Source organism: Qipengyuania seohaensis, from assembly GCF_002795865.1.
Taxonomy (GTDB): domain Bacteria; phylum Pseudomonadota; class Alphaproteobacteria; order Sphingomonadales; family Sphingomonadaceae; genus Qipengyuania; species Qipengyuania seohaensis.
In genome coordinates this window covers 922,934-935,312 of the sequence record NZ_CP024920.1, presented here as the reverse complement: position 1 = coordinate 935,312, position 12,379 = coordinate 922,934, and the positions used below count along the sequence as shown (strand labels likewise).

Here is a 12,379-nt window from a genome sequence, read left to right as displayed (position 1 = left end):
GCTATCGGCCCCATGTTTGCCACTCATTGTGTCTCTCGAGCACTGGAGCCCCGCACGGGCGGCCGCGGTCGCTCCGGAATTGGAAGCATTTCAGCTAGCGCAGCTGAGCAGACTTGTTCGTGAGAACTCGTTTGCTTCGCAGCCAAGCAAATCGCAAGGGGTCCTGATTAAGGAGAAATGCCCGGATGCGCTCTCTATCCGTATAGGATGCGCAGGCAAGCAGTGTCCTAATATCTTGGTCGACTGCCGCTTTAGCAGCCCCTCGTTGTTCAGCCTTCACGAACCACTCGTGCCCGGCATTGAGTTCACCCAGTTCAATGAGAACGGCGCCTAGCAATGTACAGGGGCGGTAATCATTTGGGACCAGCGCGTGTGCCTCCTCGCCCAACGCTTTGGCTTCGATACAACGACCAACGGCTCGCAAGGCGGCGCCACGAGTTGTTGCCAGTGCCGATCGTATCTTCGGTGATGATGTTGGGTTCGCGGCCAGCGCGTCCTCGGTCAGGGACAATGCCAGCTCTGGATGCCCCCCCTTACGCCAGTGGCTGCTGGCGTTGATTGCGTCCCACGGATCGTTAGATGCGCGCCAAGCGGCGGTCAGAACCTCAGCTTCAACAAGGTGCCAAGCGGCTGCAACCGCGGCGGTCCAACATTCGTCACCTGCCGCTTGAAGCCACACAACGTCCTCTGGTCGAAGCCTCTTTCCCTTTGCCAAGGACTGAAGAAGCCGCATAGCGCGCGGATAGTGCTCCCGTTCGATATACCCTAAATCGAACCTTCGCTTCAGCTGCTTGCTCTCCTGCCTACGCTGGTAGTGTGGGTCACTGAAAATCTCGGCGCTGGCGGCCGCACGTTCAGCTTTCAACCTCGCTTCCTTGTTTGCTGCCTCGCTGGCAGCAATCTTAGCAGTATCCATGCGATGCGCGCGCTCGTCGCCAGCTTTGAGTGCAAAGGTGTCGAAATCGGTGCTGCCCTCAACCAGCGCGTGGAGGCAATGGAGATTATTGGCCAGAAGGAAAGCTCGCGCCATCTCGCTAACGGGTTCACCCGAGTCTATTTTTACGAGAATGCCATACAGGCGAGTCCCGATCTGCCGCGCGCCAGGCAAGTCATCGACGAGATATTTCGTGGCTAGGCTAATTTGGTTGGAAGGTAGCATAGGCAGTTTGTAGAACCATTCTCCTACAAATCCCTAATACATCCAATTCCGCAGCGACGTAGAGGTATGGTCTGACAAGGGACCGCTTCTAGCACTTCTTCGCCTTAGACCAGACAGTCCGCTGTCGGCCCCTATGCGGCCATTCTCGGAATGTTTCTCCACACCAACAAGTTTACCGCCGTGCGACCGCGTGGTTCGTAAGGCGAAATCGAGTTCTGCAAAGGTCAAATCGAGCCCTCGCAACCACCGTCCTCTTGATAACTAAAGAGAAATTCACCCCGCTGCTTCCAGCGGGGTTTTTGTCGTGTGCAACTGGAAGCATATAGGAAGCAGGGCGCAGCGCAGCATTGAGGGCTAGGGCGTGCTCGCAGCCTCTTCATAGGTGTGGAGGGGGCCCTCGATCTTAGAAGCAGCTTCCCGCAAGGCTCCTCGCACTCTATTACTATGGCAGCTTCGCACCCTCATATCGGCCATCCCCTCCATCGTTGCGATTGGCCGAAAGCCGACGTTAGCATGGTCGGCAATCTGCGATGTTTGATTTCCTTCTACTACCGAATGCGGCCGTTCGGTTATTCAGAATGAATAGCTAAACCGCCGAGCTCAATACTCGGCCTTTCGGCTGACGATAGCGGTCGAAGATCGCCGCGATGGTCTGCGCGTAGGGCGATGCTTCTGGTAGAATATCGAGCCATTGTTTCTCGATGGAGGCGAGTCCATGTTCGAGGAACGGCCGCAGTGGCTCGCTCGCTTCCCGCATCAGTCAGGCGCCCAGTTGCGCGCTGCCTTGGCACAGTAACTGCTCAATAACCGCCGCTCGATAGCGGTCGTCGGCGGTCCGCCTCATGCCGCGATTGGCTACGAGCTGATCCTGCGAGGCGATCATCCGGTAGCGGCCGCTGTTCTTTTCGTTCTGCGCAAGCAGGTGCGGGAAACTGCTGATGGCCGATGCGCCGAGGCCGATCAGAATATCGCTTGGATCGTCGGTAAAGCCTTGGAAATTGCGACGCAGCTTGCCCTCCAATGCTGCCCGCGCGAGCGGATCGCCTCCGGGCTTTGCAAAATGGTCGAGCCCGATCGGGGCATAGCCATGGCTGGCGAAATGGGCGTTGCCCATCTCAGCCATGGCGAAGCACTGACGCTGGTCAGGTAAGTTGCTGTCGTCCTACCTATGATGATTGTCAGCATCATTCGATGCGCTCCATTGGACAGGTTAGCTAAGGTACCCACCAAGGCTTTTTCGGCGGAGGACCATACGGGCTCGCGTAGGGGGGCCATGAAGCACCGTTCGTACCTTCACCGACGATCGGAATCTTGGCCGCCACGTCCTCCGCTTCTTCGACGAGATCATTTGTGTCGTGTCTGCCTTGGGTCCGCGCTGTAAGCTCATATTCTCGGAACATCGCCGATTGCCTTTATCTCTTCTGATGAGAAGGACAATCGCAGCCGCATGTCTCACAAGCATGTGAGCTGATCGGCAAAATGGTAACTTTTCTATCTGACAAATTTCCGGTTTTGTTTCCACGACTTGGAAAAAACCCCGGAAGCGGGAGCTTCCGGGGCCAGGGCGAACGCTTGAGGAGGGAGAGAGGGGTAAGGGACGCCTCGAAGCGCTCTTTAGATCGGTCTTGGTTTACCAGCCGAAGCTGACGCCGACCCGGCCGCCGGTATTGCCGCCCTTGTTGAAGCCGGTTGCGATACCGGCGTTTACTGCGACCTTTTCGCTTACGAGAATGCCGACCTGCAGCGAACCGGCAAGGGCACCGTTGTAAAAGCCCATGTTGCTGGTCACGTTGACCTTCTGGTTAGGCAGGAATGCATTACCCGACATGGCGATCGCCACTGCCGTCGAACCATCGATTTCGTTGTCGAAACGAGCCAGCGTGTTGCCGAGGTCGAAGGTCAGCTCTTCCAGAGCCATCAGGCGCTGGTCATGATCGTCGAGCATCGCGCTGTTTGCCGCGATGGCGGCGCTGTTCGTGTCGATCGAAGCCGTGTTGGCCGCGATATCGAGCACGTTCTGCGCAATCGCATCGCTGTTGTCGGCAATCAGGTACGAGTGGTTGTCGACCGCTGCGAACAACTTGGTGACCCCTTCGGCGTTTTCCTGGATGGCCGCATCCTGCAGGCCGCTGACCGTTTGGAGGTTGCCAATCGCAATCGTGTTCACGCCGACCTGGTCGTATACAGTCGAAATCTGGCTTCCGAGCGCAGAGATCTGGCCGTTCTGGGCAGTCACCTGGTCCTGTACGACCTCCAGCTGGCCGACATTCACGGCATCGTTCGAAAAGATACCGTCGTCGACATTGGTGATACGGCGCTGGATGTCGTTGCTGCCGACCGAAACGGTGTTCGGGTCGACCGTGACCGAACCGGAGCCCAGCGCAACGCTGTTTTCCTGCAGGGCCGAAGCGCCGTTACCCAGAGCGACGCTGCCGTCCGCTGCTTCGGCATCGCTGCCAACGGCAACGCTGAAGGTGCCGGCAGAGGCATTGTCGCCAACCGCCGTGCTGTCGATAGTCGCGCTGGCCTCGGCACCGACCGCGGTCGAACCGGACAGGCCTGCGGTCGCGTTGGCGCCCACGGCCGTGGTGTTATCCGAGCTGGCTTCGGCACCGGTACCGCACTGCGTGGAATTGGCACCTGCACCGTTTGTGCACTGCTGCGCAGCGGCGGGGCTTGCCGAAAGGGCGAGGACGATGGCCGTAGAGACCGCCGTGAGCGAGGTAATCGTGGTAAGCTGTTTCATTGTACTTCTCCGTCAATTGCGGCGTTGTTGCCGACGAAGAAGGAATGCCCCTGAAATGTATCGCGAGATTGTGCGCGCGGCCGGATAAGGGTCTCAATTATAACGCGAATGTATACGGCTGCGTAAACTGTGTCCGGTTTGTATCCGGGGACGCAAAAAAGGGCCGCACCCGATCTTGCGAAAGGATGCGGCCCAGCCAGGGAGGACGGAGTGAAGTTCTTAGAACTCCCCGGCGATCCCTGCCTTGAACGTCAGGCTCTTGCCGCCTGCGTAGGTAGCACCGGCAGTGACGGCGATGTCGCCTTCTAGCCGGTGCATCAGTCCCATCGAGAAGCCTACTTCGCCGCGATAAGTGGCGATGTTGGAGGCGTAGCTGGTCTTGCCGGCCTCGCTCGGGAAGTGCGGATGCGCCATTGCGGCCACCGCGGCGATGCCCTGCTGCGCGTCCTTGTCCATCGTGGTGGCAAGGTCGAAGAAACCGGCCACCTGGCCTTCCAGCGAAGTTACGCGGTTGTCGAGCATGCCCATGTCGATGCCCAGCTGGCCGATCGCCGCACTGTTCGCCGCGATCGCACCGGTATTGGTGGCGATCAATGCCGTGTTGGCCGCAATGTCCATCACGTTCTGGCTTATCGCGCTGGTGTTGTCGGCGATGAGCACGCTGTTGGCGGCGATATTGTTGGCATTCGTGGCGATGTTCGCGCTGTTGCCAGCAATCGCGACTGCATTGTCGGCGATGGCCGCCGCATTGGTCTCGATATCGCTGCCGTTCTGGGCAATCGCCGCGACATTGTCGGCGATATCCTGCGCGTTTTGCAGGATATGCGCGCCATTGGCGTCGATCTTGCCCTGGAGCGAGGCACCGAGCGCATTCAGCTGGCCCACGGTCGCCCCATCGCTGTCGGCGATGCCGTCGGCCAGATTGGTGAGCCGCCGTTCGTTACCGGCCGCGCCGAACGAAACGGTATCGGCCTGGTCGGCTACCGAATTCATGCCGATTGCCACGGCGTTGTTGGCAGTCGCTTGGGCCGCGTAACCCAGCGCCATAGAACGGGCTTCGCTGGCCACGGACAAGTTGCCGACTGCGATGGCATAGACGGCAGTCGCCTCTGCTTCGACACCAATCGCCAATGCGTCTGCCTCGGTGGCCTGGGCGGCCACGCCAAAGGCGGAGCTTCTGTCGCCTTCAGCGACAGCGTAAAAGCCAGATGCGGTCGTATATTCGCCTTTAGCTTCCGACCAGCTGCCATGGGCGAGGGCACCAGTGCCGTTGGCCTTGGCTACGGCCCCAACGGCCATGGCCAAGTCGCCTGTAGCCATGCTCGAGGCGCCGAGCGCAGTCGATCCGTAGCCCGCGGCGTTCGCTTCGTAGCCGAGCGCGGTGCCGCCCTCTGCGGCCTGCGAGGCGGCGCCTGCTGCGATCGAGTAGTCGCCGGATGCCTGGGCATTCCCGCCCACGGCCGTCGCCTCCTCGCCATTGGCGTTGGACAAACTGCCAAAGGCGTTGGCGCGGTTGCCAATCGCGGAACTGGAGGTTCCGATCGCTGTCGCGTCTGCCCCGATGGTCCCTGCAAAGGTCCCGAAGGATGCCGCACCTGTACCATCGGCGTAAGAATTTGCGCCGATCGCAACGCTGTCGTCCGAGTAAGCTTGCGCTTCATAGCCCAAGGCAATCGAAGAAACGCCGAGCGACTGAGAATTAACGCCCGCAGCAAGGCTGATAAAGCCCGTGGCACTCGCATAGCTCCCGATCGCGGTAGCCAGGTCGCTACCGGTGTTCGCACCTGTGCCGATCGCAAGTGAACCGTTCCCTTCGGCCCGGGATTCGGCGCCCAGAGAGATTGCGCCCGGGCTGATCGATTCCGAATTGGTGCCGATAGCGATCCCGTTCTGCGCCATCGCCATGGCCTCGTCGCCGAGCGCTATACTCGAAACGCCGAAAGCAGTGGCGCGATGGCCGAAAGCCGACGATTTTTCTCCCTCCGCGCTGGCCTCGAAACCAAATGCCGACCCATAAGTCCCGGCAACTTTCGAACCGGCTCCGAAGGCAGCGGCGAAATCTGCGGCAATCTGGCTATTGTAACCAACAGCCGTGGAACTCGTCCCGTTTACCGAAGCTGAGAACCCCACCGCCGTGGTGCCGCCACCGAGTGCGAAGGCATCTGCGCCGATTGCCGTCGCGCCTCCGAATTCAGCTTGGCTGTTGTCTCCCACCGCTGTTGCGGATGGACCATTAGTTTGCGCGCCGTCACCGCATTCGAGCGTGTTGGCATCAGGCCCGCTCTTGCATGGCTCATTGGCATAGGCGGGCTGCGCCACCAGGCAGGTGACGATGGCGGTGGTCAAAAAAAGGCCGGTCGTGGTTGCGACGGCCAGCTGCTTCATTGTTTCGGTTTTCATGATCTTCACTCCATTTTTGCGCCGACCGGAATGGCCAGCTGACGCGGGAGGAATGAAGTCTTCACGTATCGCACCGATGTGCGGCAGCTCACATCACGGTCTCGTTTGTACCGCCCGTGCGGTGATTTGTATCGATCTTGTCAGCCGCAAAAATCGCCGCGACCCTCGATGATCGGGTCTGTCCGCACCGTTTTTTGCGACAGGTTGAAGGTACAGGGCCCGTGCTTCTGCTGTTGGGGCTTGGGCGGGGGTATGATTGAAAGATCAAAAAGATACGGCCCCGCAGCTCTGGGTTGCGGGGCCGTTTGTCGTCTTACAAACAAGCTGGATCCCGATATGCGCGGGATCGTTGCAATCAGCGGCGAGGTGCCTGCACGTCGTCAGCGGTATGCTGGGTGGTGCCTTTTTCTCGTTTGAAAGCAGGCAGGCGCGGATTGACACCGGCCTGTGTGCTGGCGGGCGACTGCACATCATCCGCGGTGTGCTGCGTCGTTCCCTTTTCGCGATTGAACGCTGGCAGGCGGGGATCGACGGACCCCTGACTGGAGCCGGGCATCTGGATGTCGTCCGCAGTATGTTGCGTCGTACCCTTTTCGCGATTGAAAGAAGGCAGTCGAGGGTCGACCGATGCACGTGGGGTGCCGCCCATGTCGGTTTGCACGATTGCATCGGCTCGAGCGTCTAGCGCCTCGGTCCGTTGCGCCGAAGCCGAAGACGCGGTCAGCGCGCCGGCAGCAAGGGCAAGGGTGATTTTAAGATAAGTCATCGAACATCTCCTGATCAAATTCGGCAGCATCGCCGATGTCAGAAGATCTGTCAGACGCGCTTGTCTGCTTCGTGTGCGCCAGCTTGTTAATTGTATCAGTCGCGCAGCGAGGCAATGCTCTCGACCGAGCCTTCCTGCGGTTCAGCCGAAGATATATCCCAGCCCGCGCACGGTCCTGATGATCTCGGGCTTCTTCGGATTTTTCTCGATCTTGTGTCGCAGGCGCGAAATTCTAAGATCGATCGAGCGGTCGAACGGGTCCCATCCGCGATCATGCGCCTGTTCGAGCAATTGGTCGCGGTTGAGGATTCGACCACGATTGGCGGCGAAAGCTTTCATCAGCTGGTATTCCATTGCGGTGATCGCGATTTCCCGGCCTTCGGGGTCGAACAGGCGCGCCTGGTCGGTGTCGAGCATGCATGGACCGAAAGAAACGCAGGTGCTTTCTTCGGTACCGCGTTCCTGCGGCGGTTTGGGAGCGGATCTGCGCAGGACCGTCTTGATACGGGCTTCCAGTTCACGAAGATCCACCGGCTTGGCGATGTAGTCATCCGCACCCATTTCGAGGCCGATGATCCGGTCCACCGTTTCGGCCGCGCCGGTCAGCATGATCACGGGCACATCATGCTTTCCGCGAAGTTCGCGCAAAACGCTGATGCCATCCATTCCCGGCATGTTGACGTCGAGGATGCACAAGGCGGGACGATCGATTTCGACAGCATCGAGAAGATCCGTGCCGTTCTCGAAGCCGGCGGCATCGAAACCGCGATCGGCAAGATACTCGCCGACCATTTCGCGAAGGTCCGCCTCGTCATCGCACACTAGGATACGTTCGCCGGTCATGCTTCCACCTTGTCGCGCAGGCGTTCGAGAAGGGAATCCAGATCTTCTCCGACAATCGGTTTCTCGATAAAGGGCTGCGATCCCTCTTCGAGAAACTCCCGCACTCGCTGCGAAAGACTGTCGCCCGTGACGAAGCCGAAGCGTCCGCGCAGTTCGGGCCGCGCTTCGGTCATGACATGCATCATCCGGTCGCCAGTCATGCCGGGCATTTTCATATCCGAAATAACGATGTCGAACTTTTCTATCTGTGCCAGACGCACCGCATCGACCGGCGCATAGACCGCTCTTGCATCATGTCCACGGTCGCCAAGCATTTCAACGAGGAGGTCGGCCACATCGCGCTCGTCATCGACGACGAGGATCTTCATTGCAGAAGATGGTGGGCCGGGGCTTTCTTCGGCGGGTTCGATACCGGCTTCCTTAGCTACGGGGAGAGAGACAACGAAGCGGCTTCCGTTGCCGGGGGAAGAATGGACTTGCAGCAAACCGTTATGGGCAGAGACGATACGGTGGCAGAACGCCAGGCCGAACCCGGTTCCTTCGCCCACGTCCTTGGTGGTGTAGAAGGGCTCGAAGATGCGCTTCTGCGTTTCCCGATCAATCCCCGGGCCATTGTCCGTCACGCTCAACTCTACGAAACCCGAACGCTCCGACACCTGAAGGGTCATCTCGGCCGCGCCACCCATTCCCTTCATCGCCTGTTCGGCGTTCACGATCAGGTTCGAAATCACCTGAACCAGCTGATCCCGGTCGACCATGATCCGGGCGACATCCTCGGCGTAATCCAAGGAAATCGAACCCCCGTCCGATCGGAAACCATATGCTGCAACTTCGGCTGCCGTCTCCATGATCTCCACTGGATCCGTGCGTTCGATCCGTGCCGGTCGCTGCCGCGCCATGGCAAGGAAAGTCTTGACGATCCGCGCGCTGCGTTCGGCGGCTGTTCTCACCTTGCCGATACGTCGCAATTGCCTTTCGTCGGTCAGTTCCTGTTCGAGCATCTGCGAAAAACCCACGACGATCGAGAGGGGATTGTTAAGCTCGTGCGCCACTCCCGCCAGCAGTTCTCCCAGTGCCGACAGTTTCTCGTTCTGGTTGGCGATCAGTCGCTGGCGCTCCGCTTCGAGCGCAGCTTCCTCTCGTGCGGTGACATCGAGCAATGTGAACAGGTAACCGCCGGGCTGGGTTCTGTAGCCGTTTACTTCCATGATTTTGCCGTCATTTAGTTCGTAGTGCTGGTTCTTGGCCAAGCTCTTGAAGCTTGCGGTGGCAGCGGCGGAATATTCCTCGATCGTCATGTGATCGGGCTTGCCCTTGCTCGCATTGGTGCGACCTGCCCGCAGGACGATATCGTCCATCAATTCGCCGGGGTAAGGCCGTGCTTCCGGATCGACGAACAACAACTCGCAGAATCTTCGATTACACAGGATGAACCGTGAGTCCTCGTCGTAAAGAGCAAAGCCCTCTTCCAAGAATTCTAGGGCTTCCGACAGTTCTGGAGGAACTTCGAACCCCTCCTTCGCGACCACTACGGGCAGCTGGCCAGACGATCCGGAACTCTCTTGATTGGCAGCTACTGGTTTCATGAGATTAAGAACATGTTCGATCAGACTTATCGCCTTTCGCCCATCAGCGAGTTCGCGGATCGAAACCCTCAAGGCTGTCATGTCGCGACGAAGGAGCTGCGTATCACGCAAATTTTTTTCGATCGCGCCACTGATCATTTCGAGCAACTGAAACCGATCGACACCGCTAGGAGTCGCAACGAGATCGCTCTCGACGATGCGTCGCAGCATCGTGTCCAGCGACATGCCTTCCGACACCTCAATGTTGCACCGGTCGAAAAGCAATTCGTGCGCACGCGGACTAATGAATTCGACAAGTCCTTCTGGCCGCACGAGGACAAGACCTTCCTCCAGCGCGCCGATGAGGTCTGCGGGCGGCATTGCACCTGCGAAGCCTGAACCTGATCTATCGGCCATGGTCGTGGTCTCCAGCACCATTTGATAGCAGCTTCGGCTTGCGAGTGGCCTTAAAGAGCTCGAGCCTAGAGACCATTTTCCTGGGTCGTTTCGCCATCGCTACACGCTTTTTATCAAGGGTCGTCGGGGAATTCATAGCACAGCTTATCCGAGCAGCATTTGTCACTATGATTTCTGCGACTGTATCGATTGTATCATCAAGTTCGGGAAGCCAGGAAAAGGATTGGCACCGGTATTTCTCTTGCGATTCTGCTCAAAAGCGGACTGACCCCTAACGGCCCCATTCTGATCATTCGGATCATCCAAGCGTCGGTCCGAAAGCTGCCGTTCGTTCACTACCTCGAATATGGCGAACACCCGCAGACCCCTAAGGTTCACGATCGCGCCTGTGAACTTGCGGTCAGCAGGTCAGCTGAGTAGCGAGACTATGTTTAGCATCAAGCGGTGTTCTTTGAGGGCTCACGTCTGAGCATCGCCGACGATTTTCAAATTGGGCAAAAAATGGTCATTGTGGTAGGCTTTAAGTCAGCGGGCACGAATAGGAAGTCCGCGCCACCGGTGTCGGTTCAACACCGGCATTTTCGAGCGCTTCAATGACCAGGGGGTACGGAGCAGGATCGAATCCTGGCTCACCGACCATTCCCAATAAAGCCCGTTGAGAGGCGTCATCAAGCCCTTGCGGTCGCAGCCTGTCCAGGCGAAGCGAAAGTCCAGCTATCTGCGCAATCCTCCAGTTTAATAAGGTCGGCTGCGGGTTCGGCCCCAATGCTCGCGTGGCAAGCTCGCGTGCATCCTTTGCGTTACCTTCCGCACAGGTTTGACCAATTTGCATGAGAATTTTGATGGATGGCGTTACCACCTTGGCGCCAGCCTCCATTACGCTTCGAGCCTCTCCATATTCTTCAGCAAGAAGAAGAGCAGTGTGGATGTTGTAAATGCCTATCGCCGTTTCCTCCTGTCGCATCAGATTGTCGACATACCGCAGGAGAAGAGGCTTCGAGTGGGAAATGAGCGATGGACTAGAAAATTGTATTCTGCCGCGTGCAAGATTGTAGTCGGTGAGTTCTCGCCACGCATTCTCCGCCAACACGCGATCTCTCGTCGCGGCTGCGATATAGGATAGTTGTAGCAGGATGGAATGGTTCGTTTCGGCCGAAGTATTGCGCGTTTTTTTGTAAAGGCGCTGCAGCTTTTCTCTGGCCTCGACAAAGCGAAGCTGACGCATAGCAAGGCTAGCTTCATTCAATTCGCGATCGATATCATCAACTGCATTGGAAGCAGCTATTTCTGCCAGAGCTAACGCCTTACCTTCTGCCGATGCGGCATCGCCTTGGTATGGGCCTGGGAACTCGAACCAAGAAAGGCTTGCGGCAGCCTTTGCAAAAGTCGGATCGATTGCGATGGCACGGCGCAAATGGTCGAGGGCGTCGTCGACGAGATCGGGCTTCTTGAACGCTTCGAGCGAATCCAGAGTTTGCACTGCGCGAGAATAATGTTCGAAAGCTGGAATGGATTTGGTGCCCACCCGAGCCATCTCAGCTGTTTGTCGAGGATCGGCGGCGATTTTCAAGGCACGTGCAGTTTCGCTGGCGACACGCTCAGTCAAATTGATGATCTGGTCTTGGTCGGCACTTATGCGCCGAGTCCAGAGTTCTCGACCTTCAGGGTCTTTGATCGCTACATCCACATCAATCCGGTCGCCTCCGACGCGGACCACACCGACAACCATGACGCCGATCCGATCAGCGCGGGCCACCTTCCAAGGCTCTTCGCTTTCAGCCATCGCAGCGACGAGCTTCTTATCGGCTACAAAAAGACCTGGAGCATTGCCGAGTACGGAAGTCAGCCTGCTGGACATTGCGCTTCCGATCCAGTCTTCTGCTCCCTTGACTGAAAACGGCAACACCGCAACACCGCGCACATTATCGAGGGTGGAAGGCTGTTCTTGCTCAATGATATCAGGTTGCTGATGAGCGTACCAGAGGACAGCCAGCAAGGCCGCTAACGATGCGGCGATGGCAATCCAGGGCCGCGCTATGGCTTTGTTGCGACCAGAAGTGTTTTCCGCCTGATCATGCTTCTGCTCATGCCCTCTTCCGGGATGTACCGCTCGCGCGTCAACAGGCTTGAGAAAGCGATAGCCCTTGCCGTGATGCGTTTCTATCCATTCCGGCGAGCGCGCGGGGTCGCCGAGCGCGCGACGGAGTTCTCTAATAGCCGTCGTCAAAACCGCATCTGAAACCGCTTGGTCGGGCCAGCCAACAGCAAACAAGCGATCTTTAGCCACCAGCATCTGTGGGTGCTGCATGAGCTCTTCCAGAAGAGACAGAGCTTTTGATCCAAGATCAAGCTTGACCGAGACCATCCAGGCGCGCCTATCGGCACGGTCCAGCACCAGCTGATCCGCTACAAGAAAGCGCGTATCTGCTTCAGATCGTAAGGAATCCTCCAGTCTCATGACGGTATGCAGGATAGATCCGGAA

At 58.2% G+C, this 12,379-nt stretch carries 9 protein-coding genes; all 9 read right to left on the bottom strand.

Annotated elements, in window-relative coordinates:
* Nucleotides 1–94 precede the first annotated feature (94 nt).
* A complete protein-coding gene (locus CVE41_RS04505) occupies nucleotides 95–1,159 on the bottom strand; it encodes a tetratricopeptide repeat protein (RefSeq protein ID WP_100259576.1) in 1,065 nt (354 codons plus the stop codon).
* Nucleotides 1,160–1,745: 586 nt separating this feature from the next.
* A complete protein-coding gene (locus CVE41_RS14570; RefSeq protein ID WP_157799396.1) occupies nucleotides 1,746–1,916 on the bottom strand; it encodes a hypothetical protein in 171 nt (56 codons plus the stop codon).
* A gap of 3 nt (nucleotides 1,917–1,919) precedes the next feature.
* Nucleotides 1,920–2,180: a hypothetical protein gene (locus tag CVE41_RS04500; protein ID WP_198507715.1), complete on the bottom strand. Its 261-nt coding sequence runs from the start codon at nucleotides 2,178–2,180 to the stop codon at nucleotides 1,920–1,922.
* Nucleotides 2,181–2,789: 609 nt separating this feature from the next.
* The gene (locus CVE41_RS04495; RefSeq protein ID WP_100259574.1) at nucleotides 2,790–3,905 is read right to left on the bottom strand and encodes a YadA-like family protein; all 1,116 of its coding nucleotides are present in this window, start codon (nucleotides 3,903–3,905) and stop codon (nucleotides 2,790–2,792) included.
* Between the two features lie 219 nt (nucleotides 3,906–4,124).
* Nucleotides 4,125–6,305, bottom strand: coding sequence for a YadA-like family protein (locus tag CVE41_RS04490; RefSeq protein WP_157799395.1), 2,181 nt, complete (start codon nucleotides 6,303–6,305; stop codon nucleotides 4,125–4,127).
* Nucleotides 6,306–6,660: 355 nt separating this feature from the next.
* Nucleotides 6,661–7,071, bottom strand: a complete 411-nt coding sequence (locus CVE41_RS04485; protein WP_100259572.1) for a hypothetical protein — start codon at nucleotides 7,069–7,071, stop codon at nucleotides 6,661–6,663.
* Nucleotides 7,072–7,212: 141 nt separating this feature from the next.
* Nucleotides 7,213–7,914 (bottom strand): response regulator, encoded by a 702-nt coding sequence (locus CVE41_RS04480; RefSeq protein WP_100259571.1) that lies wholly within the window; start codon nucleotides 7,912–7,914, stop codon nucleotides 7,213–7,215.
* A complete protein-coding gene (locus CVE41_RS04475) occupies nucleotides 7,911–9,896 on the bottom strand; it encodes an ATP-binding protein (RefSeq protein WP_232725792.1) in 1,986 nt (661 codons plus the stop codon). Before CVE41_RS04475 ends, CVE41_RS04480 begins: the two co-directional genes overlap by 4 nt.
* A gap of 520 nt (nucleotides 9,897–10,416) precedes the next feature.
* Nucleotides 10,417–12,354 (bottom strand): winged helix-turn-helix domain-containing protein, encoded by a 1,938-nt coding sequence (locus tag CVE41_RS04465; protein WP_100259568.1) that lies wholly within the window; start codon nucleotides 12,352–12,354, stop codon nucleotides 10,417–10,419.
* Nucleotides 12,355–12,379 lie beyond the last annotated feature (25 nt).